This window comes from Paraburkholderia bengalensis, from assembly GCF_037126505.1.
GTDB lineage: Bacteria > Pseudomonadota > Gammaproteobacteria > Burkholderiales > Burkholderiaceae > Paraburkholderia > Paraburkholderia bengalensis.
In genome coordinates, this window is sequence record NZ_JACFYJ010000076.1 from 1 (window position 1) to 23794 (window position 23794).

The 23794-nt window shown below is 64.6% G+C and carries 22 protein-coding genes; 11 read left to right on the forward strand and 11 right to left on the reverse strand.

Going from position 1 to position 23794, the window contains the following annotated elements:
* The 3 genes from H3V53_RS31780 to H3V53_RS31790 form a co-directional block, all read right to left on the reverse strand.
* Window positions 1-950, reverse strand: a 950-nt coding sequence (locus tag H3V53_RS31780; RefSeq protein WP_336601253.1) for a TolC family protein, incomplete at its 3' end; no start/stop codon positions are given.
* Window positions 951-993: 43 nt separating this feature from the next.
* A complete protein-coding gene (locus H3V53_RS31785; RefSeq protein WP_336601222.1) occupies window positions 994-2589 on the reverse strand; it encodes a DHA2 family efflux MFS transporter permease subunit in 1596 nt (531 codons plus the stop codon).
* Window positions 2586-3806: an HlyD family secretion protein gene (locus tag H3V53_RS31790; RefSeq protein WP_336601223.1), complete on the reverse strand. Its 1221-nt coding sequence runs from the start codon at window positions 3804-3806 to the stop codon at window positions 2586-2588. Before H3V53_RS31790 ends, H3V53_RS31785 begins: the two co-directional genes overlap by 4 nt.
* A gap of 381 nt (window positions 3807-4187) precedes the next feature.
* On the opposite strand from H3V53_RS31790, the gene coxB reads away from it, so the two are divergent.
* Genes coxB through H3V53_RS31820 form a run of 6 tightly spaced genes read left to right on the forward strand, consistent with a single transcriptional unit; the run spans window position 4188 to window position 10254 of the window.
* A complete protein-coding gene (gene coxB / locus H3V53_RS31795; protein ID WP_336601224.1) occupies window positions 4188-5273 on the forward strand; it encodes a cytochrome c oxidase subunit II in 1086 nt (361 codons plus the stop codon).
* A 10-nt stretch (window positions 5274-5283) separates the two neighbouring features.
* Entirely contained in the window at window positions 5284-7284 is a 2001-nt protein-coding gene (gene ctaD, locus H3V53_RS31800) for a cytochrome c oxidase subunit I (RefSeq protein ID WP_336601225.1), read from the forward strand.
* 1 nt (window position 7285) lies between these two features.
* The gene (locus H3V53_RS31805) at window positions 7286-7924 is read left to right on the forward strand and encodes a cytochrome c oxidase subunit 3 (protein WP_336601226.1); all 639 of its coding nucleotides are present in this window, start codon (window positions 7286-7288) and stop codon (window positions 7922-7924) included.
* Window positions 7917-8384 carry a hypothetical protein gene (locus H3V53_RS31810; protein WP_336601227.1) on the forward strand — a complete coding sequence of 156 codons (468 nt, stop codon included), beginning with the start codon at window positions 7917-7919 and terminating at the stop codon, window positions 8382-8384. The genes H3V53_RS31805 and H3V53_RS31810 overlap by 8 nt, the downstream gene beginning before the upstream one ends.
* Window positions 8385-8389: 5 nt before the next feature.
* Window positions 8390-9757 (forward strand): c-type cytochrome, encoded by a 1368-nt coding sequence (locus H3V53_RS31815; RefSeq protein WP_336601228.1) that lies wholly within the window; start codon window positions 8390-8392, stop codon window positions 9755-9757.
* 20 nt (window positions 9758-9777) lie between these two features.
* A complete protein-coding gene (locus H3V53_RS31820) occupies window positions 9778-10254 on the forward strand; it encodes an AtaL-like protein (RefSeq protein WP_336601229.1) in 477 nt (158 codons plus the stop codon).
* Between the two features lie 179 nt (window positions 10255-10433).
* Here the strand turns inward: H3V53_RS31820 and acpA are convergent, their stop codons facing one another.
* Complete coding sequence (gene acpA / locus H3V53_RS31825; RefSeq protein ID WP_336601230.1) at window positions 10434-12185, reverse strand: acid phosphatase; 1752 nt, start codon at window positions 12183-12185, stop codon at window positions 10434-10436.
* Window positions 12186-12507: 322 nt separating this feature from the next.
* Entirely contained in the window at window positions 12508-14244 is a 1737-nt protein-coding gene (dld, locus tag H3V53_RS31830) for a D-lactate dehydrogenase (RefSeq protein ID WP_336601231.1), read from the reverse strand.
* Window positions 14245-14396: 152 nt separating this feature from the next.
* On the opposite strand from dld, the gene H3V53_RS31835 reads away from it, so the two are divergent.
* Complete coding sequence (locus tag H3V53_RS31835; protein ID WP_336601232.1) at window positions 14397-15296, forward strand: LysR family transcriptional regulator; 900 nt, start codon at window positions 14397-14399, stop codon at window positions 15294-15296.
* Window positions 15297-15332: 36 nt separating this feature from the next.
* On the opposite strand, the gene H3V53_RS31840 is transcribed toward H3V53_RS31835, so the two are convergent.
* Window positions 15333-15812, reverse strand: coding sequence for a hypothetical protein (locus H3V53_RS31840; protein ID WP_336601233.1), 480 nt, complete (start codon window positions 15810-15812; stop codon window positions 15333-15335).
* A gap of 323 nt (window positions 15813-16135) precedes the next feature.
* Entirely contained in the window at window positions 16136-17437 is a 1302-nt protein-coding gene (locus H3V53_RS31845; RefSeq protein ID WP_336601254.1) for an aspartate aminotransferase family protein, read from the reverse strand.
* 112 nt (window positions 17438-17549) lie between these two features.
* Here H3V53_RS31845 and H3V53_RS31850 point away from each other — a divergent pair, with 112 nt between their 5' ends.
* Together H3V53_RS31850 and H3V53_RS31855 are read left to right on the forward strand one after the other, a co-directional pair.
* A complete protein-coding gene (locus tag H3V53_RS31850) occupies window positions 17550-18422 on the forward strand; it encodes a LysR family transcriptional regulator (protein WP_336601234.1) in 873 nt (290 codons plus the stop codon).
* A 184-nt stretch (window positions 18423-18606) separates the two neighbouring features.
* Window positions 18607-18801 (forward strand): hypothetical protein, encoded by a 195-nt coding sequence (locus H3V53_RS31855; RefSeq protein ID WP_336601235.1) that lies wholly within the window; start codon window positions 18607-18609, stop codon window positions 18799-18801.
* A gap of 166 nt (window positions 18802-18967) precedes the next feature.
* Here the strand turns inward: H3V53_RS31855 and H3V53_RS31860 are convergent, their stop codons facing one another.
* Window positions 18968-19846, reverse strand: a complete 879-nt coding sequence (locus H3V53_RS31860) for an NmrA family NAD(P)-binding protein (RefSeq protein ID WP_336601236.1) — start codon at window positions 19844-19846, stop codon at window positions 18968-18970.
* Window positions 19847-19996: 150 nt separating this feature from the next.
* A complete protein-coding gene (locus tag H3V53_RS31865; RefSeq protein WP_336601237.1) occupies window positions 19997-20569 on the reverse strand; it encodes a TetR/AcrR family transcriptional regulator in 573 nt (190 codons plus the stop codon).
* A gap of 273 nt (window positions 20570-20842) precedes the next feature.
* On the opposite strand from H3V53_RS31865, the gene H3V53_RS31870 reads away from it, so the two are divergent.
* Both H3V53_RS31870 and H3V53_RS31875 read left to right on the forward strand, forming a co-directional pair.
* The gene (locus H3V53_RS31870; protein WP_336601255.1) at window positions 20843-21877 is read left to right on the forward strand and encodes a flavodoxin family protein; all 1035 of its coding nucleotides are present in this window, start codon (window positions 20843-20845) and stop codon (window positions 21875-21877) included.
* Window positions 21878-22068: 191 nt separating this feature from the next.
* Entirely contained in the window at window positions 22069-22341 is a 273-nt protein-coding gene (locus H3V53_RS31875; RefSeq protein WP_336601238.1) for a hypothetical protein, read from the forward strand.
* 12 nt (window positions 22342-22353) lie between these two features.
* On the opposite strand, the gene H3V53_RS31880 is transcribed toward H3V53_RS31875, so the two are convergent.
* A complete protein-coding gene (locus H3V53_RS31880; protein WP_336601239.1) occupies window positions 22354-22902 on the reverse strand; it encodes a low affinity iron permease family protein in 549 nt (182 codons plus the stop codon).
* A gap of 268 nt (window positions 22903-23170) precedes the next feature.
* Window positions 23171-23752 carry a hypothetical protein gene (locus H3V53_RS31885; RefSeq protein ID WP_336601240.1) on the reverse strand — a complete coding sequence of 194 codons (582 nt, stop codon included), beginning with the start codon at window positions 23750-23752 and terminating at the stop codon, window positions 23171-23173.
* Window positions 23753-23794: the final 42 nt, after the last annotated feature.

Below are 23794 nucleotides of genomic sequence, written 5' to 3' on the forward strand. Positions count from 1 at the left end.
ATCGCCGGCGGCCCCGGCGGGATCGCGCCGGGCGCGGCAAGCTCTGCATCGAGCGCGCCGGGCGTCGCGCCGATCAGATACGCGAGCCCGTTGAGCGCCTGCTCGGCCTGCTGGTCGTATTGGGGCAGTTGCGCGCGCGTCTGTGCGAGCTGCGCGCTCGCGCTCTTCACATCGAGTTCGCTGGCAAGTCCCACGCGTGCCTGGCTGCGTGTCAACGCGACCACCATGCTCTGCTCGTCGATCAGGCTCGACGCGACGGCATGCAACACCTGTGCGCCGCGCAACTGGATATACGTCTGCGCGACTTCGGCTTCGAGCGAGACGAGCGCGTCGTTGCGGCTTTCTTCCGCGCCTTCCACTTGCGCGCTGGCCGCTTCGACCGAGCGGCGCACGCGGCCGAACAGATCGAGTTCCCATGACGCGTCGAAACCCGCTTGCCACAGGTTGACCGGTTTGGTGATCTGGTTGAGCGCCCCCGTTGCCGCCTGTTGCAACTGTTGTCCGGCGCCGGGCGCGATCTGGTTGATGGGCGAGCCGGGCGCGCCGAGCCGGTTGACGTCGTCGTACACGCCTTGCGATTCGAGAAAACCCTTCGCGCCGAGCTGCTCGCGCGTATAGCTCGCCGTCGCGCTGATGCTGGGCAGTCCTTGCGCGGCCGCGCCCTGAACCTGCGTGCGTGCTTCGACGATGCGCCACACGGCCTGCTGCAGCTCCAGATTGCCCGCCACCGCGCGCGCAATCAGATTCGCCATTTGCGGGTCGTTGAAGCTGCGCCACCAGCGCGGGTCGGGATCGGAGTCGACGGTGGGCACCGAGGCGGGCGCACTGGCCGCCTGAGCCGTCGACGCCCCTTGCCGCATGTCGTGCCACGCGTCGGGCGTATGCACGGCGGGTGGACGAAAGTCCGGACCGACGCTGCACGCGCCTGCGGCTGCGACGGCGCAGCACATCGCCGCATGACGGACGAACGGGATGAGCGAGCGCGTACGCACGTCAATGTCCTCCCGCGCCGCCCGACGCTTTCGCGGGCGAGAAGAACAGCGTCATCGGCGCGCAGGCAAAGCAGAAGATAGCGAGCATGGCGAACACGTCGATATACGCGAGGATCGTCGACTGCGAGACAAAGGTCATGTATAGGCGTCCCGTCGCCGTCTGCATCGCGGCCGCCATTGGCGTGCCGTTCAGCGCCATGATCGCGTGCGCGTTCTGCTGGAGCGCGTCGTTATAGTTCTGCGACAGCGTCGTCATGTGTTCGGACAGATGCGCCATGCGCGCCTGCGCGCGCTCGCGGATCATCGCCGTCGACAGCGAAATGCCGATCGATCCCGCGACGTTGCGAAACATCGTGAAGAGCGCCGACGCATCGTCGTTCAGGCGCGGCGGCACGGTCAGATACGCGAGCGTCGTGATGGGCACGAACAGGAAGCCGATGGCGAGCGACTGGAAGCTGCGCATTTTTACGAGCGACAGATAGTCGATGTCGGGCACGAGCCGGTGCGAATAGATGAGCGCGCAGCCAAGCAGCACGAAGCCTGTCGTGACGAGAAAGCGCGTTTGCACATGCGGCATCAGCTTGCTGATGAGGGGAATTTCCATCGTGATGAGCAACGCGCCCGGCGACAGTACGAGCCCCGCCAGCATCGCCGTATAGCCGAGCTGCTGTTGCGCGAGCTGCGGCACGAGCACGGCGCTGCCGTACAGAATGCTCGCGAACGCGGCAATGCTGAAGCAGCCCAGCGCGAAATTGCGGTCCTTCAGGCACGCGAGATCGACGACGGGCTTCTTCGTGTACAGCAGCCAGAACGTCGCGCCGACGATGCCCGCCACCGCGAGCACGGCGAAGCTGCAGATGAACGTCGACGAAAACCAGTCGTCGTCCTCGCCGCGATCGAGCATCACCTGCAGGCAGCCGAGCCCGACGGCGATCAGCGTGATGCCGATGTAGTCTATCGACACCTTGCCGCCGGGCTTGGCGCGCCATGGCGGATCTTCGACCAGCTGCATCACCGCAAGCGACGTCAATATGCCGACGGGCACGTTGAGCAGAAACACCCAGCGCCACGAAAAGTTGTCGGTGATCCAGCCGCCGAGCGTCGGGCCGAGCACGGGCGCGATGACGATGGCAACCGCGGAGATCGAGAAGGCGCGGCCGCGCTGTGCGGGCGGAAAGGTATCGAGAATGATCGACTGCTGGTTCGGCTGCAGCCCGCCGCCGAAAAAGCCCTGCAGCACGCGGAAGATGATCAGTTGCCCGAGATTGGTCGCGACGCCGCACAGGAACGAGAAGATCGTGAAGGCGACGATGCACACGATGAAATAGCGCTTGCGTCCCAGCATGCGGCCGAAGAAGCCGGAGATGGGCAGCACGATGCCGTTGGCGACCAGATACGACGTGAGCGTCCAGGTCGCCTCGTCGTAACTCGCCGACATCGTGCCCGCGATGTGCGGCAGCGCGACGTTGACGATGGTCGTGTCGAGCACTTCCATGAAGGCCGCGAGCGTGACGGCAATCGCGATGAACCAGGGGTTCGCGGACGGCCGCCAGTCCGAATGCGCGCGGCCGTTCCCGTGGTCGGCGTGATCCGTCATTGCAGATACACCTTCGGCGTGACGGAAAGTCCGAGCCCGAGCGGCGGCTGACCTTGCGGCATCTTGCTGTCGATGACGATTTTCACGGGCACGCGCTGCACGATCTTCACGAAGTTGCCCGTCGCGTTCTCGGCGGGGAAAGCGGAAAAGCGCGAGCCGGAGCCGAGCTGCACGCTATCGATATGACCTTCGAGGTCGAGCTTCGGATACGCGTCGACTTCGATCTTCACCTTGTCGCCTGGCCGCATGCGTTCGAGCTGCGATTCCTTGAAGTTGGCCGTCACCCAGACGGTCGGCGTCACGATCGAGAAGAGCGAGACGCCGGCTTGCAGGAAGCTGCCGAGCTGAACGTTGCGCTTCGTGATCCAGCCATCGGAAGGCGCGCGCACTTCGCAATACGACAGGTTCAGCTGCGCCTGCTCCAGTTGCGCCTGCGCCTGATCGACCTGCCGGCGGCGCTCTTCGACCTGCGCTTCGGCTTGCTTGATCTGCTGCGGAACGAGACTCGCGGTTTCGACCTGGGCGCGCGCCTGCCTGACGTTGGCGCTCGCGGTGCGCCATTGCGCATCGGCTGTATCGACGTTCTGCTGGGAGGTCGCGCGCTGGTCGACGTCGTGTTGCCGCTCGTAGGCGGCCTGCGCCTGCTTGAACGCTGCAAGCGCCGACGACGCCTGCGCCTTCGCCTCCTTGAAATCGGCGGGATATTTGACGTGCGCGATGTCGAGCTGCACCAGCGACTCGTCGAGCTGGGCCTTGGCGAGTCCGAGCTGCGCCTGCGCGGCATCCACCTGCGCCTCGTAATCGCGCTTGTCGATCACGAGCAGCAACTGGCCCGCATGCACGTACACGTTGTCGTCGATCGCGAGCTTCACGACGTAGCCCGACACTTTCGGCGCGAGCGTGACCGCGTTGCCGTCCGTGTACGCGTCGTCGGTGCTCACCTGGTTGCGGGTGGCGAACCACCAGACGAGCGCGACGATTGCCAGCACGACGACGACCGCGCCGAGAATGATCAGCGGCAGCTTGCCGGGGCGCTTGCGTTCGGCGGACTTGTCGTTTTTGTCGTTGCCGTTGCCTTGGCTTTCGCCTTTACCGCCGTTCTTGTCGCCTTTGTCGCTGCCGCTCTTTTCATTGTCGCCTTGTGCTTGCCTGTCAGGCTCGCTGGGCGATTGTTGCTGGTCGGGTGCAGCTTCAGCGGAGCCGGATTGGGCGGACATGGGATACGGGACGAAGTGGGTCGTGGGTGAAACGTTGAGCGGTAAGCAAACGCTGTGCTCGAAGTGAAGTTCGACCCGAAGCGCCGCGATACACCGCGGAGAGAACAGCGACGAACAACCCGCCACTCGACACCACGCCTCGCGCCTTGCAGCAAGCTTGCAGACCTGACGCGCTTGCGAACCACGGCACGTGTAAATGTCACATCTGCCGCTGTAAATCGTACGCGGCCCGGGTCGCGCGTCCATGACGGCGCGTGTCCGGCTCGTGCCCGTTTCTTGCTATCGAGGGGAGGGCGCGTCGTATCGCCGGGGCAGACGTCAAAATCTTGGGGGTGCAAGCGGATGCATCGGAGGCCGGTAGACGCGGATCACGTCGGCGGCATGGGCCCAGGGGCCAGGGCTTCGCTCGCCGCTGCCTTCGCGTCGACGGCCGGGCTGACGGCTACGCGTGACGCACATGGCGCGCCCCTCGATTACTTCCTGCACGCAGGCGGTCCCGCAGCGGCGCCGTCGATGCATCTGGGCTGGGCGCTCGCCGCGGTTTCGATGACTGTGATCTTCGTCATCGCGTGGCTGCTCGCGATCGCGATATCGCGCCGGCGCGCGTCCGAACATGCAGGGCTCGTGCAAGGCGAGCGCGGCGCATTGCGATGGGTGTACATCGGCACGGGCATTTCGTCGGCGCTGCTGCTGGCGATGCTCGCCTATACGCTTGTCACACTCGATTCCGTCGCGGCGCCGCCGCGTGCGCCCGCATTGACGCTGACGGTGACGGCCTACGACTGGTGGTGGAAAGTGGAGTACGGCGATGCGGACGGCGGCCCCGCGTTCGTCACCGCCAACGAGATTCATATTCCCGTCGGCGAGCCGGTGAAAATCGTGTTGAAAAGCGCCGACGTGATTCACGCGTTCTGGGTGCCGCGGCTCGCGGGCAAGACGCAGACGATACCCGGCCAGATCAACGAGCAGTGGATACAGGCCGATGCGCCGGGCGTCTATCGCGGGCAGTGCTCGCAGTTTTGCGGTGCGCAGCATGCGCACATGGCCTTCGAGGTGATCGCGCAGGATCGCGCGAGCTTCGCTGCCTGGCGAAACGCCCAGGCGCAGCCCGCGAACCGGGCGGAAACTCAGGCAGAGACTCACGCAGAAACGCACGCAGAAGCGCACGCAGAAGCGCAGGCCGCAGCGATCACACCAGTGTCGCGCGGAAAGGATCTGTTCGCCGAGCGTTGCGCCGGCTGTCACACGATACGCGGCACGAGCGCCAACGGCGCACAGGCGCCCGATCTCACGCATCTGAACGCGCGCCGGCTGATCGCGGCCGGCGCGCTGACGAACACGCCCGAGCATCAGCTCGACTGGATTCGCCACGCGCAGCAGATCAAGCCCGATTCGCTGATGCCGAGCATCGCGCTGAGTGCGGACGAGGCAAATGCCTTGTCCGCCTATCTCGCGACCTTGCACTGACAGGACCCGCATGGCTCATACGCCGACTTCTTCTTCGCCGGCCGCACGGCAGCTTGAACGGACATTGCCGCGCGGCACGGTCGCGCGCGGCAGCGCCGCCGAAGCGCGGCTGCGCGAGCTATGGGAGACGCCGCCAGGCTGGCGCGGCTGGCTGTCCACCGTCGATCACAAGCGCATCGGCATCCGCTATCTCGTCACGGCGTTCGTGTTTCTGATCGCAGGCGGCGTCGAGGCGCTCATCATGCGCCTGCAGCTCGCGCGGCCCAACGCCACGCTGCTCACGCCCGAGCAGTACAACCAGCTGTTCACGATGCACGGCGTGACGATGATTTTCCTGTACGCGCTGCCCGTGCTGTCGGGCTTTTCGAACTACCTGTGGCCGCTGATACTCGGCGCGCGCGACATGGCGTTTCCTCGCCTGAACGCCTTTTCGTACTGGATTTTCCTGTTCGCCGCGATCTTTCTGTATGCGAGCTTTCCGCTCGGCGAAGCGCCCGACGCGGGATGGTTCAACTATGTGCCGCTGTCGGGGCTCGAATACGCGACGGGGCCGAACATCGACGTCTACGCGCTCGGCATGGTGCTGCTCGGCATTTCGACGACGGTGGGCGCGGTGAATTTCGTCGTGACGCTGCTGCGCATGCGCGCGCCCGGCATGTCGCTCGATCGCGTTCCCGTCCTCGTGTGGGGCACCATGACGGCGTCATGCGGCAATCTCGTCGCGGTGCCGTCGGTGAGTCTTGCGTTCCTGCTGCTATGGATGGACCGGCGCATCGGCACGCATTTCTTCGACATCGCGAACGGCGGGCGCGCGTTGCTGTGGCAGCATCTGTTCTGGATGTTCGCGCACCCGTGGGTGTACGTCGTCGTGCTGCCCGCCATGGGCATCGTCTCCGACGCGCTGCCCGTGTTCTGCCGCCGGCCGCTGGTCGGCTATGGTCCCGTTGCGCTGTCGACGGTGGCGACCATGCTGATCGGCTTCGTCGTGTGGATTCACCATATGTTCGCGACGGGCATCCCCGCGCTCGCGCTGTCGCTGTTCGGCGCGGCGAGCATGGCGATTGCGGTGCCCAGCGCCGTCGCGACCTTCGCATGGATCGCGACGATCTGGACGGGACGCCCCGTGTTTCGCGTGCCGTTCTACTACTTCGCGGGCTTCGTGCTGCTGTTCGTGATCGGCGGCGTGTCGGGTGTGATGACGGCCGCCGTGCCGTTCGACTGGCAACTGACCGACACGTATTTCGTCGTCGCGCATCTGCATTACGTGTTGCTCGGCATCAACGTGTTCCCCGTGATCGGCGGCGTCTACTTCTGGTTCCCGAAGTTCACGGGACGCATGATGAGCGAGCGCGTCGGCAAGCTCGCGTTCTGGATCATGTTCATCGGCTTTAACGTGGCGTTCTTTCCGATGCACATCGCGGGGCTGCTCGGCATGCCGCGCCGCATCTACACCTATGCGCCCGATATGGGCTGGAACACCGTGAACCTGCTGACGTCGGCGGGTTCATTCGTGCTCGCGCTCGGCATTCTGGTGTTTCTATGCGACCTGTTCTACAGCCTGCGGCATGGCGCAAAAGCAGGCGACAACCCGTGGGACGCGGGCACGCTCGAATGGTCTGCGAGCTCGCCACCGCCACCGTACAACTTCGCCGTCGTGCCGACGCTCGCGAGCCGCCATCCGTTGTGGGAAGGGCGCATCGAAGACGAAGGGCAGCAGGGCGCGCGTTCGTCGCTCGAAGAGGGCTTCATCCTCGATCATGGGCGCGAGGCCCTTGGCACGACGGCGCTCGAAGCACGGCCCGACGTGATTCTCAAGATGCCGGAAGACTCCTATACGCCGTTCGTGCTGAGCGTGTTCGCCGTGCTGTTTTTCGCGGGACTGGCGTGGCTCGCATGGTGGTTCGCTGCGGCGATGCTGTGCGGTTGCGCCGTGTCCGTCATCGTGTGGCTGTGGCCCGAGCGCGCCCTGATCCAGCGCGAGCCACAGCGCGTGCGCGACGCGGGGAGCTGACATGAGCGACACGCTGCACGACGACATCGACGATGCATTCGACCGACCAGCGCGACTGCCTGTCGGCAGCGCGGGCGAGCGTTCGGGCGGCTGGTTCGGCTGCCTTGCGCTGATCGTCACGGAAGGCTCGCTGTTCGGCTATCTGATCTTCTCGTATCTTTACCTGGCGTCGCAAAGCGGCCGCATGTGGCCGCCCGAAGGTCTGCCGAAGCTCGGCCTGGGGCTCGCGAACACAGCGATCCTGCTGTCTAGCAGCGTGTTCGTTTGGCTATGCGAGCGCTGCGTGAAGCGGCGGCGGCTGCATTGGGCCGTGGCATCGATGGCCGTCGCCCTGGTGCTGGGCGTGATCTTCGTCGGCATCCAGCTGAAGGAGTGGCACAACCATCCCTACGGCCCGACCACGCATCTGTACGGCTCGCTGTACTTCACGATCACGGGCTTTCACATGGCGCACGTCGTCGTCGGGCTGGTGGTGCTCGCGCTGTTGTTGTGGTGGACGGCGCTCGGCTATTTCGACGAGAAGCGCTGCGTTGCGCTGACGATCGGCGGACTGTATTGGCACTTCGTCGATCTCGTGTGGCTATTCATTTTCACGACGCTCTATCTGTCGCCGTATGTGTTGCGAGGCGCGCATGATTGACTCATCGACTCACGCCCCGTCAGCGAACGACGGCAACCCTCCGCGCGGCGGCCACGACGACGTGGCACGGTTTCATTCGTGGCGTTTGATGATCGGCACACTCGCCGCGCCGCTCGCGTGGTTCGCGCAAATGTTCGCCGGGGAAGTGCTGACGACGCGGGCATGCACAGTGATGGGCGCAGGCGGCCCAGCGGACCCGCCGGGGTGGCTGACCCCGGTGTTGATCGCGCTGAGCGTTGCGTGCTTCGCCGTGGGCGTGACGGGGGTCGTCGTGGCATGGCGCACCGTGATCTTCACGCGCGCGCGGCGCCGGCACGCGCTGCATGGCCGCGCGCGCAGGATCGCGGAACTCGAATGGTTTCTCGCGAGAGTGAGCGTGTTGTCGAGCGCGATGTTCCTCTTCGGGCTGGTCTCGACCGATCTCGCCGTCTGGGTCCTGACGCCTTGCGGCCGCTGGTGACGGCGATGAACGGGCGCTTCGTTTCCGCTACCGTCGCAACTGTCGCCATGGCGGCCGTAGCTGTTGCGTTGCTTGTCGTAGGGAGCGCGACGCCGCATCGTGCGCGCGCGCTAACATCGGTTACGCGCTTCGATACGAACGATCCTCGGCTGATCGCGAAAGGCGAGTATCTGGCCAAAGCCGGCGACTGCGCGGGTTGTCACACGGCGCCGCCGGGCGGCCCATCGGGCAAGGAGACGTTGCATCCCGCTGCGCCGTTCGCGGGCGGTCTGCCGATGGGGTCGCCGTTCGGCACGATCTGGTCGTCGAACATCACGCCCGATCCCGACGCGGGGATCGGCCGCTACAGCTACGACGATTTCGAGCGCGCGGTGCGCGAGGGCGTTGCGCCCGGCAACCGGCGGCTGTATCCGGCGATGCCGTATCCGTCGTTTGCAAAGATCAACGACGACGATCTGCACGCGCTCTACGCGTACTTCATGCACGGCGTCGCGCCTGTGCGCCAGCCCGCGCCGCGCACGCACCTGCCGTTTCCGTTCAATCAGCGCTGGGCGATGATGTTCTGGCGCGCCGCGTTCGCGCCGGACGACGTGTTCGTCCCGCACGCGACGCGCAGCGCGCAATGGAATCGCGGCGCGTATCTGGTGCAATCGCTCGGACATTGCGGCGCCTGTCACACGCCACGCGGCCCCGCCTACGAAGAGCGCGGCTACGACGAACACGCGCGGCTCTATCTGACGGGCGGCACGAACGATCACTGGTTCGCACCGAATCTCACGGGTGATCCCGGCGCGGGCCTTGGCCGCTTCTCGGAACAGGAGATTGCGTCGTTCCTGAAGCAAGGGCACGGCGGCGGGCTCGTAACGTTCGGCAGCATGGTTCAGGTGGTCGAGGACAGCACGCAGTATCTGTCCGACGACGATCTGCGCGCGATCGCGCATTACCTGAAGAGCTTGCCGCCAGCCGCGCCGAACGGCCATTTCGACGGGCAATCGCAGGCGGCCGTGCGGACCGTGCGCGCGCTGGACACGGGCAATGCCGAGCTGCCCGGCGCGGGGCTCTACCAGGGCCTCTGCGCGCGCTGCCACAAGGCGGACGGGATGGGCGAGCCGCTCAAATATCCGCGCCTCGCGGGCAATCCGGCGGTGCTGGCCGCGCACGTGGATTCGCTCGTGCGGCTGCTCGTGGAAGGCGGCGAGGCGCCGCATACGCAGTCGGGACCCGAAGCGAAGAAGATGCCGTCGTTCGCGGGCAAGCTGACGGATACGGAGATGGCCCGCGTGTTGACGTTCGTGCGCAACGCATGGGGCAACGATGCCGCGCCCGTGACGAGCCGCGAGGTCGCGCAGGTCCGTCACAGTCTGGGCAAGTAACCCAACGTGGAGATACGCTGATGATCCATTCGACCGCAACCGTCCTTGTGAACCCGCAAGGAGAGCCCGCGCTGACGCGCGCCCAGCTGTGGCGCGGGCTCGTGCTGAAGGCGCGCGACGCGCGTCAGTTTCTTCCGCCGGGTCTGTGCACGAAATGCGATGTCGTCGTCGATGCGGACGATTACCTCATTCGCGAGGCGACCATCGCGGGCGAGGACTTGTCCGAGATCATCACGTTCGAGCCGCAGCGGAAGGTGTCGTTTTTTCAGCGCAGCGGGCCGCGCGAAGGCGTGATCGTCAATCAGATCATCGAGGACGCGGACGGCGCGCTCTGGCTCAGGTTCTATGGTCTGCTCGGTCTCAGGCATCACGCGCCAGGCAGCAAGGAAGAACGCGACGATCAGGCGCAACTCGACAGTGAAGACAAAGGCTACAGGGCCGCGCTGTCGAGCACGCTGGCGCGCACGCGGCAACTGATCGGCGAGGGCAAGCTCTAGCCGCGCCTTACGTCACGCTTTACGTCACGCTTTAGGTGGCGCTTTGCGTGGCGCTTGTGTTGCTGGCGCTGACGTCGCGCTTCGCCGCGCAGGCACCACGACACGCCTCGCGCGATGCGCCCGAAGGCCGCGGCGCGTCGAGCGGCACCGCGGGCGTTTCCGGGCTGCATCGGCACGGCTTACGCCGACAGGTCCAGCGCGTTGGTCAGATCGCCCATCGGCGGCTGGCCGCGCGCCTGCATCGCGGCGTCGCGCGAGTGAAAACCGTCGAGCGGCTCGAGGTTGTAGACGCGCGTGATGAGCCGCAGGATCGATGCCGTGTCGTACACGGTGTGATCGACGTAGCCTTTCTTCGCGAACGGCGAGATCACCAGCGCGGGCACGCGGGTGCCCGGTCCCCATCGATCGCCCTTCGGCGGCGCGACGTGATCCCACCAGCCGCCGTTTTCGTCGACGGTCACGATCACCACCATGTTGTCCCACTGCGGGCTCGCGCGCAGCGCCTTGACGGCATGCACGATATGACGGTCGCCCGACGCGACGTCCGCGTAGCCTGCGTGCATGTTCAGGTTGCCTTGCGGCTTGTAGAACGTGACGGCGGGCAGGCGCCCGGCGCGCACATCGGCGAGGAAGCGGTTGGTGCTTTCGTCGTCACCGAGGCCGCCGTCGCGCAGATGCTTCGCGCGCGCAGCCGTGCCCGGAGCGAGGTTCGCGAAGTAGTTGAACGGCTGGTGGTGATACTGGAAGTTCGGGATCAGCGGCGTGCCGTCGTTGGTGTTCTTGCCGTGCATATCCAGCGTCTGCTGGAACGCGCCTGCGTACCAGGCCCACTCGATGCCGCGCTGGTTCAGCTTGTCGCCGATGTTGTCGTGCTTCTGCGGCGGGACGACCATCGCGTTGGCGTCCTGCGTCAAATCGACCATGCCGTTGGCGCCGACCTTGTAGGGCGTAGGCGCGAACGCGGGCATCATCGTGTTGACGGCGTAGCTGACGGTGCGGCCGTCGGCGAGCGTCTCGGGCGGCGTCAGCGCGCTCGGCCCGAACTTCGGAATGCCTTCCATCGCGCTTTTCGGCGACGTGGCGAGCGGCTTCAGGTTCGGATCGTCGGGACGTCCGCTGACGGTGTCGGCAATCTGGGACTTCGCGATACTCTGGGCCGGGTCCGGATAGACGGGCGGCGTGGCGGCGATCAGGTACTGATGATTCAGGAACGATCCGCCGAACGCACCCTGGAAGAAGTTGTCGCACAATACATATTCGCTGGCGAGATCCCATAGGCGCAGGTCGTAGCTGGCGTTCGCGTAGTGGCCCATCGTGAAGCCGCCCGAGTCGGCCCACGCGGCGAACATGTCGTTCTTGCCGCCGTTGATCTGCATCTGGTTCTGATAGAACACGTGCCACAGATCGTGCGTGACGAGCGACAGCGGCAGATGTTCGCCCGTGGCCGTCTTCAGCGCGAACGGCGCGTTGGGCAGATTGCTCTGGTATTGCAGGCCCGCCTTGTACGTGACGCCTTCGACGGTCTGGTCTTTCAGCAGCCAGCCGCCGGGCACCGTGGGCAGTTGCGGCAGCACGGTCGTGCCGTCGCGATCGCGCTGCGTGTACTGCTCGGGCTTCACATCGGAAAGCGGATGCTCGACGCCCGGAAAGTTGCCGAACAGATTATTGAAGCTGCGATTTTCCGCAAAGATGACGACGACCGTCTTGACCTTCGAGCGCAGCGCGCGATCGAATTGCGGTCCTGCCGCGACGCCCGTCGCGGCGGCTGCGTTGCGGGAAGCCGGCGTGGCGCAGCCGGCGAGGCCGCCGCCCACCGCGACGGCAGCCATGCCGCCGAGGAAATGGCGGCGGCTGGGGCGCGCGGGCGTTTGCGCGGCGGCGTCGGCGTCTTCGTTTGCGGGGGGCGGGGCGGGCGGTTCGCGGTCTTTCATGGGATGTCCAGGGAAGAGAGCCTTGTTTGAACGTGGCCTGCGCCGGGCATGCGTCGCCCAGTGCAGCCTCGAAGCCGTCGCTCTCGCGGCGACGGTCGGGGGCATATCGTTGCGTGCCCGTCATGACATGCGCGTGACAGCAGACCATGCCTTGTTCGAGCCCGCCGCGCAACCCCCGCTTACATCTGCTCGCGAGGATACATCACCTGGAGCGCGCGCCGCGCGCCTGCGCCGACGCCGGGCGTTGCGCGAGCGCCGAATCTCGCACAACGGCTAACGTATGGCATGCGATGCCTGCCCGGCGCGCAACGTGTTCCGCCCTTCACGCCGCTGTCTCGCGGTAGTTCGCAAATTTCGAAGTCTGTCCAATGCCGGGATTGAAGCAGTTGCACGGATCGAGCTTCTGATAGAACGCGGCAAGCGCGGGTTTCGCGCGATACAGATGGCCGACGTTGTGTTCGGCCGGGTACTCCGCGCCGCGACGGTCCAGCAAGGTCCACATTCTATGTTCGACGTCGAGACAGTCGTTGCCCTTCTTGACGATATAGTCCTGGTGAAAGACATGGCATAGAAAGTGACCGTAGTAGAGCTTGATAGAAATGGTGTCGTCGATGTCGCGCGGCAGCGTCTCGATCCATTCGCGGTCGTTGCGTCTGAGTGCAATATCCAGCGCGACGATGTCCTCCACTTGCTTCGCATGCACCGCGCGATATCGCACGGCCGCGCCCGCCGCCGCGAATCGATGCAGAAACGCCTTGTTGCCTTCGTCTTCAGTGCATTCGAAATAGCCGCCACTGGCTCTGGAAAAGTAATCGGCGAGAAAGGCGCGCGTTTCCTCGATACTTTCGTCACTCACCTTGAGCATCAGATGGTGCTCGTACTGGTCGCGAAACACTTTCATCCGATGCGGCAGATGGCTCGGGAACAACCGGCTCGCCGCCTGCAGCACGCGGTCGGTGAAATGGGACGGCAACCAACCGATGCGCTCGAACCACGCGTCGAAGCGGCTTTTCATCGCGAAGAGCGCCGGAAGCCGAGACGTGCCGAGATAGTGGATGGCGAGAAACGTGTCCTTGCCATATCGCTCCGCAATATCGAACGCATCGCGATGCAGGTATTCGCCCGAAATCGGCAGATGCGAAAAATCTTGCAGCGCATGGCGCCGGATGTCGGTGAGTTCGTCGGGCTCGTTCGTACCGATATAGAACACCTTGGCGTTCTTCTCGATCGGAAACGTATCGAGCCGCACGGCAAACACCATCAGCTTGCCCGCCGAACCGGAGGCTTCATGCAGCCGCTGCGGATCGGCATTGAAACGTGCGGGCGTTTGCGCATCGACTTCGCGCACATGGCTGCCGTAGTGATGATCTGAGCCGGCGCCTGCATCGTGCCGGATATCGGCATCGCCGAATGCGCGGCGGTCGAGCCGCTCGAGCATGTCAGCGGGCGTGCTGCCGAGGTCGATGCCCAGATGATTCACGAGGTTCAGCTTGCCCGTCGCATCCACTTGCGCGAACACGGCCATCTCCGTGTATGCGGGGCCGCGGCGCACCAGCGCGCCGCCCGAGTTGTTGCAGACGCCGCCGAACACGGATGCGCCGATACAACTCGATCCGATCACCGAATGCGGCTCGCGGCCAAGCGGTTTCAAGGTCTTTTCCAACTGGTCGAGCGTCGCGCCGGGCAGGCAGACGACCTGGCGGCCGTCGTCGATCACATACACCTTCTTCATCCGCGTCGTGCTGATGATCACGATGTCGCGATCGTAGTCGTTGCCGTCGGGCGTCGAGCCGCCGGTGAGACCCGTGTTCGACGCCTGGGCGATCACGATCACATTGGCGGCGATGCACGCTTCGAGCACCTTCCATTGCTCGACCAGCGTGCCCGGACGCACTACCGCCAGCGCCTGGCCCGTGCCGAAACGAAAGCCCGTGCGATAGCGGCGGGTCGCATCGTCGCCGGTGATCACGTGCGCACCTCCGACGATGCCACGCAACCCGGCAAGCAGGCGCTCGCCCTCGTTGACCGAAATCGCCGACGCTGCGCTGACTGCTGACATGATGTTTCTCCGTGCGGTTTCAGAAGAGCGATGTGCCGCGTCGTGCGCTACTGCATGAGCAAGACCGCTGCACATCGGATTGGATGCAAGCTTAGACTCTGGTTTGTCATTAGTCCAATATCTCGAAATGGTGTTTTGGAGACGAAAAAGATATGGAATTGCGTCAGTTGCGGTACTTCCTCGCAGTGGCCGAACATCTGCACTTCACCGAGGCGGCTGCGCATCTCGGCATTGCGCAGCCGCCGCTGAGCCAGCAGATCCTGAAGCTCGAACGCGAGATCGGCACGGCGCTGTTCGTTCGCCATCCGCGCCGCGTCGAACTGACGGAAGCGGGGCATTTACTGCGCGACAGCGCGCGACGCATCCTCGACGATGCGCAGCAGGCACTCGTGGAGGCGCAAAACGCAGGTCGCGGTGAGACGGGCCGGCTGTCGTTGGGCTTTGCTGGCTCGACGGTGTTTCATCCCGCCGTCGCATCGACGATGCAGCAGTTCCGTCAGACCTATGAACGCGTTGCGATCAGTTGCGAGGAAAGCAACAGCGTCGCGCTGCTCGAGAAGGTGAGCGCCCGGCAGATCGACGCCGCGCTCGTCCGGATGCCCCTCAATTGCGGCGAACTCGCCGTCGAGCCGCTCGTCGACGAAGCGATGCTCGCGGTGCTGCCGGGCGGACATCGTTTGAGCCGGCGCAGGCGCATCGATCTCGCGGATCTGGCGGGCGATCCGTTGATCATTTTTCCGCGCGCCATTGGTCCTAATCTTTACGATTCGATTATCAGCGCCTGTCATGCAGCGGGCTTTACGCCGTCGATCAGCATGGAGTCGCCGCAGATATCGTCGGCTGCGAATCTGGTTTCGGCAGGGTTCGGCGTGGCTGTCGTGCCTGCGTCGATGCGTCAGGTGCAGGTCGAAGGCGTGTCGCATCATGAGCTGAAGGGCAAGCCGCTCGCGACGGGCATTGCATTGGTCCATCGTCAGCGCGAAAGGTCGCCGGCCGTGCTCAACTTCGTCAGGATCTTGCGTCAGCAGCGGGCCGCCATGCGGCGCGCTTGATGGGCAGAACGTAGAGGACGGCACTGCGCAGGCGCTTCAATGCATGTACGCGACGCGTCTCGACCGCGAGCGGACCACGATGCCGGCGTTCAGCAGATCCATCGCGAACCAGCGCATGATCTTGAGCGTGTGTCCCACGGACGCGCACGGCAGCCATTGATTCAACAGTTCGGTCGCCGCCGACGAATCCGTCGATTGCAGATAGGCGAGCGTCTGCAGCAGCGACGCCTCGTCGCTGGCGATGTCCGACGCGCAGCGGCAACGCATGTCGAGCGGCCGATGGGACGCGTGCAGCAGAGCATGCATCATCAATTCGAAGCAGTCGATGCCCGCGACCGCGAGACCTGCGTCGGCCAGCACGTCGCGCCAGTGCTGCCCCTGGCGCACGGCATCGCAATGCGGCCTGAACCACGTGCGCACGGCGCCCAGCACCAGTTGCTCGCTTGCATCGGGATACTGCGAAAGCGCGTCTTCGCTGAGGGGAGCTTCGCGCAAGGCAAGGGCAGGATAGGTCATCGTGTGCCCCTGACCAGATCGAGGCGGCGCACGAAGACGTGCTGGCGTTCGCGTCCCGCCGGCGCAGGCCCGCTCGAAGGCCAGTGCGGCCCTTGCCGCAGGATTGAAACGAGCGCGTGTCGGGCGGGAAGGGTGTCATGGCCGGACCCGGCGGGTCCGGCGCGATCGACGATCCGATCTGTAATCAATGCAGAAGTCATGTGGCGAGCGCATCTGGCGCGGGTGTTCCCGGAAGCACCATGATGCAACGCCTTCCCTATAAATGCAAATGGTTCTCATTTAACAGGAATTTTTATGGCCCGTGCGAAAGCCGCGAGGCGGGGTCACAGCGAACGCTGGATCGCTTGTCCCAGCAAATCGAGGCCGAGGTCGATTTCCTCTTCGCGCACGGTCAAGGGCGGTGCGATGCGGAACACGCCGCCCATGCCGGGCAATTGCACGATGTTCATGCTGAGCCCGAGATTCATGCACTCGCGCGTGATCTTTGCGCCCAGGCCGTCTGCGGGTTCCTTTGTGCGGCGGTCCTTGACGATCTCCATCCCGAGCAGCAGGCCGCGCCCGCGCACGTCGCCGATGCAGTCGAAGCGCTCCATCAGATCCAGCAGGCCGCGGCTGAGCCGCTCGCCCATCGCGTTGGCACGCGCGACGAGGCCCTCGCGCTGCACGACGTCCAGCACGCGCAGACCGACGGCCGCGGGCAGCGGATCGGACACGTGCGTCGTATAGAACAGGTAGCCCAACTCGTGCGCGCGCTCCTCGATCTGCGCGGACGTCACGACGGCGGCGAGCGGCAGCCCCGCGCCCAGCGTCTTCGACAGCGTGAGGATGTCGGGCGTGACGCCGTCGCGCTCGCAGGCGAACATCGTGCCCGTGCGTCCGATGCCCGTTTGCGCTTCGTCGAGGATCAGCAGCATGCCGCGCTCTTCGCACTTACGCTTGAGCGCGGCCCTATAGCCTTCCGGCAGTTCGATGATTCCGCCGGAACTCAGGATCGGTTCCGCGATGAAGGCGGCGAGATTGCCGCTCGACTGCCGGTCGATCAGATCGAACGCGTAGTCGAGTTCCGCGAGCATGTCGTAGACGCCGTTGCGCTCGAAGCGCGGCCGATAAGCAAACGGGGCGGGAATCGCGAACGAGCCGACAGCCGCCGGGCCGACGCCCTTGCGGCCCGCGCTATAGGTCGCGGAGGCCGCGCCGCCCGTCATGCCATGCCACGACTGCGCGAATCCGACGATCTCGTACTTACCCGTGACGAGCTTGGCCATGCGGATGGCCGCCTCGTTCGATTCCGCCCCCGTGCTCAGCAGCAGCGCCCGGTCGAGGCCGGCGGGCGTGATGTCGGCCAGGCGGGTCGCGAGATCGACCACGGGACGCGAGAGCATGCCGCTGAACAGGTGATCGAGCTTGCCGGCGTATTCGTTGATGACGGCGACGATTTCCGGGTGGCTGTGGCCGAGCACGGCGCTCATCTGCCCCGACGTGAAATCGAGTATCGGCCGGTCGTCCGCGTCGTACACGAAACTGCCCTGGGCGCGCTCGATGATCATCGGCTCGAAGGTGCCGCCGTAGCGGATCAGATGCTGTCTGGCGTTGTGCCAAAAGGCTGCGTCGTCGTTTCTGGACACCATGGTTCTCCCGATGAGCGAATGGCTTGAAGTCTAGGCGGCTCTCTGGTTTTATAGAACCGAATAGTTCTTATGCGAGCTAGCAAAATGTCTAATACCTTGGGGCGATACCTTGAGTCTGTCGCTTGAAATCGATCTATTGCGCTCGTTTGCCGTGATTGCCGAGGTAAAAGCGCTCAGCCGTGCGGCCGAGCGCGTCGGCCGCACGCAGTCCGCGCTGAGCCAGCAGATGAAGCGCCTCGAAGCAATCGTCGATCAGCCGCTGTTCCAGCGCACCGGCCGCGGCGTCGTGCTGACGCATCCCGGCGAGCGCCTGCTGATTCACGCGCAGCGCATCCTGCGGCTGCACGACGAGGCGATGGCCGATCTGTGCGGCACGGGGCTGTCGGGAAGCGTCCGGTTCGGCTGTCCCGACGACTATGCAGCCGTGTTTCTGCCGCCGTTGTTGCGGCAGTTCTCCAGCCAGCATCCGCACGCGCTCGTCGAAGTGGTGTGCGGGCCGACGCCGCGTCTGGTCGAGCACCTGGACAAGCGTGCCGTCGACCTCGCGCTGATCTCGCTACCTGACGATGCACAACGTCACGACATGCAACGCGATGACGTGATCCGGCGCGAGCAGCTCGTCTGGGTGGGTTATCCCGGCATGGATGCCTCGCACTTCGATCCCTTGCCGCTGGCGCTGTCCGATCCCGACACGCTCGATCACATCGCGGCCTGCGAAGCGCTGCAGCGCGCGGGCAGGGCGTACCGGATCGCCTATGCGAGCAGCAGCCTTTCGGGCCTGACCGCGCTGGTGCGGTCGGGGCAGGCCTTTGCCGTCATCACGCAGACGGCCGTCGCGCCCGACCTCTGCGTGCTCAACGGCGATCCCGCGCTGCCGCCGTTGCCTGCCGTCGGCATTTCGCTGAAGTTTTCGCGCGAACGTCCGTCGCTTCTGACTGCGGCATTCGCGGAGCACATCAGGACGGCGCTGCCCTTGCTGTGAAAATCGGCATGAAGACTCATGAAGAGTCGTGAACAGGCCTGTGCCGATGACTTCTCCCTGTCACATGAAGACATTACGCTTCACTCCCCCGGAACTGCTTCCCGCAACGAACAACACGGCACGGGAATCCCGCCGCTTCGAAACGATCGGACCGCGCGGGACCGTTGTGTCAGGAGAAGAGGCAATGCTCAGCGCACACGAATTCGCGATGTTGATGCTGGCTAAAGACGCGGCCGATCATATCGCGGAACGAAAAGAGCTCGACACGCTGCTCGAAAACCAGCTTGCCGCGATGGAACAACTCGCGGGCCACGCGCTGCGCCTGCGGCTGTCGTCCGATGACGACACGCTGCTGACCGCGCCGAAGCGCATCCACTGACACGCACGCACGAGGCACGCGAAAAGCACGCGAAAGGCGCATTTAGCGTTGTTCGCGATGCAGTTCAGGGCCGTACAGGGCGCGTTCTCTGTCACGGTGTGGGCCTTGCACGCCAGGCTCGCGCGCGTCCCGGAAATCACGCACGCGCTGCCTGCCGCGCGAACATTTACGCGAATGCCTGCCGATGGGCTTTGACGAAGTCGCTGACGGTTTGCGGCGCGCGCCCAGTGATGCCGCCGATCACGCCATCCGCGCCGGAGAAAATGCCGTTCTGGTAATCGATGGCGATCGCGAGAAAGTGCTGGATCGCGAATTCGGGCAAGTCATACTTTTCCAGATGCTGGCGATACTGTTCGATCGTCGAAGGGCGATAGACGATCTTGCGCCCCAGCACCGCGCTGATCTCGTCGGCGATCTGATGCTGGTCGAGTTCGACGGGTCCGAACAGCGGATACGTCTTGCCGATATGGCCCGACGGTTGCGCCAGCACGGCAGCGATCAGCCGCGCCTGGTCCTCGCCAGCGATGGGCGCGTGACGTCCGTCGCCATATGGCAGCCCGATTCTGCCTTCCTGCACGATCTGATCGCGCACCCACGGGAAAATCAGCCATTCGGAGAAGAAGGTGGGGCGAATGTGCACGGTGGGCACGCCTGACCAGTCGAGCACGCGTTCCGCAATCCAGTGATCGCGCGCGGCATGGCTCTTCGAATCTTCGCGCGCGGAAATCTGCGACATGTCGACGATGACTTCCACGCCGGCGCGCCGCGCGGCATCCGCGAAATAGGCCGTCCCCTGAATGAAGCCCGGCCGCACGGGATAGCACAGATAGGCACCCGTCACGCCGTCCATCGCGCGGAGGATGTCGTCATGTTCGAGAAGATCGCCGACGACGATTTCCGCGCCCTGGGCACGCAGCGCCGCACTGCGCTCGTCCTCGCCGTGGACGAAAGCGCGTACGGCATGGCCGTCCTGCAGAAGATGCCGAATGGTATGGACGCCCGTCTTGCCCGTGGCGCCGGTGATGAGGAATTTGCGTTGATTCATGGTGGTTTCTCCAGTCTGACGATAGGCGCACTCGTGTCGAGTGCAGGGATGCTCGATATCGTCGCGATCGAAAAATCACGTCGATATCTTGTTAAAGTGCATATGCACATATAAGGGCGCGATCGAACCGTTAGGGCATCGCGCGCTTGTCTACAGGGCATTCAGGTGCTGTTTGACATCGCGCAGAATCGCGGCCGAGGCATCAGGATCTTCGACGACGCGCGCCATCGTGAGGGCGCCGATCATCGCCGACAGCGCGAACACGGCTTCGGAGTGGGCCGCTTCCTTGCGTCGCCGGCCACTGCGCTTTGCGAGTACTTCGACGAGACCGTCGAACCCGCGTGCCGCCGCTGCGCGCGTGTGGGTATCGGCGCGCGCCAGCTCGCTGCCCATGCCCGCAAGCGGACAACCCTCAGCGGGATCATCGCGATGCGAGGTGGAAACGTAAGCATCGACGATGGCGTCGAAACCGGCTTTGCCGACGCGGTCGCCCGCAGCCGCTTCGAGCCGTTCGATGATCGCCGTCAACCCCGCTTCGCAGGCTTCAGCGACAAGGTGATCTTTGGATTCGAAATGGCGATAAAAGCCGCCGTGCGACAGTCCCGCCGACGACATCAGGTCGGCGAGGCCCGTCGACTGGATGCCGTTGGCTCTGAATTCTCGCGCCGCGACGTCGACGATCCGGCGGCGCGTGTCGGCTGTTTCCGCTTTTGACTTCTTCATGACGTGGTTCCTCGTTGACCTTGTTTAGATGATAGATGTCATCTAAAATGGCGTCAACGGGAGTGAAGCGCAATACTGTGTTTCAGCGTGGCGCGCAGCCGGGCCGGATTATTGCTGATCGATGAAGTGGGTGCACAGCCGTGGCTTGAGACGCGGCTGTCAGCCTTGCCCGCGCGCGGCAGCCCGCACTTCGGGAGGACATCCGTGGCGAATTCGAACCGGTCCCAACAACGGCCGATCCCCATCGTTCGCAAAGGCCAGGTTACCGGCAAGATGACGCGCGACGCGTTTCGGCAACGCTTTTACGCGCGCTTTTATGATCCCGCCTTTCGCGCGGAGGACGCAGCCGTCGCGCGTCTGGAAACGATTGCATGGCAGGCGTACGAGGACGAGCGAAAGGCGCCCGTCACGGCGAAGGCGGGCGAGGGTTTCGCCGATCCCGACTACGATCTGTCCGTCGAATGGCGCGACACAGCGCAGCGCATACAGGCAGCACAGGCGCGGCAACGCGATCCCGCGACCCGCTCGCGCATCCTCGTCATCAACGGGTCGGCGCGAAACGACGCCACCTGTCCCGGCGAAATGTCCAAAAGCCATCGGCTCGCGAAGCGCGTCGAGTCGATCGTGACGGCGGACGATATGGACGCCGACATGCTCGATCTGTCGTTGCTGGCGTCCAACCATGACAGCCATATTCATCCTTGCAAGGCTTGTGTATCGACGGCCATGCCGCTTTGCCATTGGCCGTGCAGCTGCTATCCGAATCATTCGCTGGGCCAGGTGAACGACGAGATGGCCGGGATCTACGAACGCTTCGCAGCGTGTCACGCAGTGATCATCGTGACGCCCGTGTACTGGTATCAGTCGCCGGGTCCGCTGAAGCTGATGATCGACCGGCTCGTATGCGCGGACGGCGGCAACCCCGATCCGTCGTCGACGTCCGGAAAAGACCCGGAGAAGGCCAAGCGACTGGAACTGGAAGGCTGGCCGTACCCGAAGCACCTGGCGGGACGTGCGTACGGAGTGGTCGTGCACGGCGACGTGGCGGGAATCGAAGGCGCACGCGCAGCGCTGACGGACTGGCTCGACTGGATGGGTTTGATCGAAGCGGGTGCGCAGGCTCGCCTGGATCGTTTCATCGGCTACTACGAGCCGTACGCCACCAGTCACGACGCGCTCGACCACGACGAAAGCGTTCAGGCCGAAACGGACAACGTGGCGCGCGCGGTGATCAACGCCGTCAACGCGATCAGACAAGGCAAGCTGCATCGCCCCGACGAGGCGCTCAAGCCGCCTCGGGCGAAGTAGTGACAAGCGGATACGCTTGAAGGACGATGCTTCGGTCAGTCCTGGCAGCGGATGTGTCCAGCGGCGCGGGTCGACACGAAGCATTGGTGACAAGGAGATGAAGAGTCGATTGCCTTGACCAGGTTTCACAGTACGTCGGTGGCCTCATGCCAGGTATATCGCCTCCATTGTTACGGCGAGGTACGCCCAGAATGTTCCATCCTGGCTCGCTTTACGACGTTTACGACAAAAACCGCGAAGAAACGCAGACTGTCTCGTACCACCATGTCGCACAGGCGGCGGTGGCCGATGCGATCGCGAAGAGCACCGGCTTCGAAGTGCTGCTTGCCGATTTTGATTACAGGATTGATGACGCCTTTGCTCGCCGCCGCATGGGGACGCTGATTCTCAAGGTACTCGCCGGTCGTTCCGTTTTCCTGAAAGAACATCTTTCAATCACGACAGAGCATCCTTCGCCCAAATGACCGCAAGCAGTCTCACGATACGGAGTGGTGCTCCGCCGCCGGGCTGTTCGGCTCCCGCTCTTTCGAACGCGCCTGTTCGATACAGCGTTCGACATCGGCCTCACTGACGGGACTGTGACCCGCCTGTTCCGCGAGGCGCAGGTAGGCGCTGGCAATGCGCCGCAGGTCTTCTTCAGAGGCGCCCTCGATGCCGATCAGCTGATTGCTCGCGTGCTTGTGCGAAGCGAGCAACTCGTTGAGCTTCAGATGCATGGCGACGCTGTCCTTGTTCTGACTTTGCTGGATCAGAAAAACCATCAGGAAAGTGACGATGGTGGTCCCCGTGTTGATGACCAGTTGCCATGCATCGGAGTAGTGGAAGATCGGACCCGATACAAGCCAGGCCGCGATCGTGATGACGGCGAGGCCGAAGGCGACGGGCGAGCCCGCCCATCGCGTCACGAGGGAGGCGAAGGCGTCGAACGCGCGCGCGGCGGGGTGACGGTTGGCGTATGCCGGGCTCGACGTGTCCGGAACCGCGTCGAGCCGATCAGAAAACTGACGAGCTTCAGTGTCCGACATGAGGGCTCCCTGTGTATCGCGTTCTTGCAGCACGTTCTATCGATCGCCGCTTCGACGACGCGGCAGTGGGTTCCACCTTCCGCTGGCGGCGTGGCGGACGATGGGAGTTGGCGCAAGGTGCGTGCCAGAGCCTGACGGATCGCCTGCGGCGCGCGGCTCGGAACGCCGGATGGCATTCATGACGGCTGCGCGCGCAGTGAGCGCAGCGAGCGCAAGCGCGAAAGCGCCGTTTCCGTGGAGAACTCGGTGTCGGTACGGATCGTCCGGCCTACTCGGGGGTGTCACCGAGAATCATCTGGACAATCATGTCGATCGACGCGGGCTTCAGGAGCACTGCGTCGAAGCCGTCCCAATCCTGGCGCAGCAGCGCATGCGGCACCATCGCGATCACCCGGGTCGCGGGCGCCACGTTGAGGCGCCCGAGCGCCAACTGGTCAGCGTGGTCCCGCTTTCGTTCGAAATCCATCAGGACAGCGGCGGCCGGTTCGCTGGACTTGTCCTCATGGGCGGGATCTCTCGACATCACGGTTGCCCTGAATCCCCGCAGGCGCAGCAGCAGGGCAATCGATTCCGCGACATGCGAGTTGCCCTGCAGGATCACCACGCGCCGGCCCGTCTGACGGGCATGGCCGGCGACGATCGCCGCGCTGCGCAACGCGGCCTCGCTGCAGAGCCACAACAGCCGGGCCTGATCGTACGAAGCGCGCGCCATCCGCAGCTCGGCTTCGTCGCCGCCGGGATCGGCGGCCAGCGCTTGCAGCCGGCTTTGGGCCGCTTCGAGCCGTCTGAAGGCAGCGTCGAACTGCGACTTCGCGTATTCGATCGCTTCGTTCCTGACCTCGTTCGCCATCTATCGCCTCCTTGAGCCTCCTGTCGCGGCGGCACGTGTGTT

Bases quoted from the DNA above. Each gene is read 5' to 3' on its own strand.
- H3V53_RS31785 (WP_336601222.1), bottom strand. From the start codon at position 2,589: ATGACGGATCACGCCGACCACGGGAACGGCCGCGCGCATTCGGACTGG.
- H3V53_RS31790 (WP_336601223.1), bottom strand. From the start codon at position 3,806: ATGTCCGCCCAATCCGGCTCCGCTGAAGCTGCACCCGACCAGCAACAA.
- coxB (WP_336601224.1), top strand. From the start codon at position 4,188: ATGGGCCCAGGGGCCAGGGCTTCGCTCGCCGCTGCCTTCGCGTCGACG.
- ctaD (WP_336601225.1), top strand. From the start codon at position 5,284: ATGGCTCATACGCCGACTTCTTCTTCGCCGGCCGCACGGCAGCTTGAA.
- H3V53_RS31805 (WP_336601226.1), top strand. From the start codon at position 7,286: ATGAGCGACACGCTGCACGACGACATCGACGATGCATTCGACCGACCA.
- H3V53_RS31810 (WP_336601227.1), top strand. From the start codon at position 7,917: ATGATTGACTCATCGACTCACGCCCCGTCAGCGAACGACGGCAACCCT.
- H3V53_RS31815 (WP_336601228.1), top strand. From the start codon at position 8,390: ATGAACGGGCGCTTCGTTTCCGCTACCGTCGCAACTGTCGCCATGGCG.
- H3V53_RS31820 (WP_336601229.1), top strand. From the start codon at position 9,778: ATGATCCATTCGACCGCAACCGTCCTTGTGAACCCGCAAGGAGAGCCC.
- acpA (WP_336601230.1), bottom strand. From the start codon at position 12,185: ATGAAAGACCGCGAACCGCCCGCCCCGCCCCCCGCAAACGAAGACGCC.
- dld (WP_336601231.1), bottom strand. From the start codon at position 14,244: ATGTCAGCAGTCAGCGCAGCGTCGGCGATTTCGGTCAACGAGGGCGAG.
- H3V53_RS31835 (WP_336601232.1), top strand. From the start codon at position 14,397: ATGGAATTGCGTCAGTTGCGGTACTTCCTCGCAGTGGCCGAACATCTG.
- H3V53_RS31840 (WP_336601233.1), bottom strand. From the start codon at position 15,812: ATGACCTATCCTGCCCTTGCCTTGCGCGAAGCTCCCCTCAGCGAAGAC.
- H3V53_RS31855 (WP_336601235.1), top strand. From the start codon at position 18,607: ATGCTCAGCGCACACGAATTCGCGATGTTGATGCTGGCTAAAGACGCG.
- H3V53_RS31860 (WP_336601236.1), bottom strand. From the start codon at position 19,846: ATGAATCAACGCAAATTCCTCATCACCGGCGCCACGGGCAAGACGGGC.
- H3V53_RS31865 (WP_336601237.1), bottom strand. From the start codon at position 20,569: ATGAAGAAGTCAAAAGCGGAAACAGCCGACACGCGCCGCCGGATCGTC.
- H3V53_RS31870 (WP_336601255.1), top strand. From the start codon at position 20,843: ATGACGCGCGACGCGTTTCGGCAACGCTTTTACGCGCGCTTTTATGAT.
- H3V53_RS31875 (WP_336601238.1), top strand. From the start codon at position 22,069: ATGTTCCATCCTGGCTCGCTTTACGACGTTTACGACAAAAACCGCGAA.
- H3V53_RS31880 (WP_336601239.1), bottom strand. From the start codon at position 22,902: ATGTCGGACACTGAAGCTCGTCAGTTTTCTGATCGGCTCGACGCGGTT.
- H3V53_RS31885 (WP_336601240.1), bottom strand. From the start codon at position 23,752: ATGGCGAACGAGGTCAGGAACGAAGCGATCGAATACGCGAAGTCGCAG.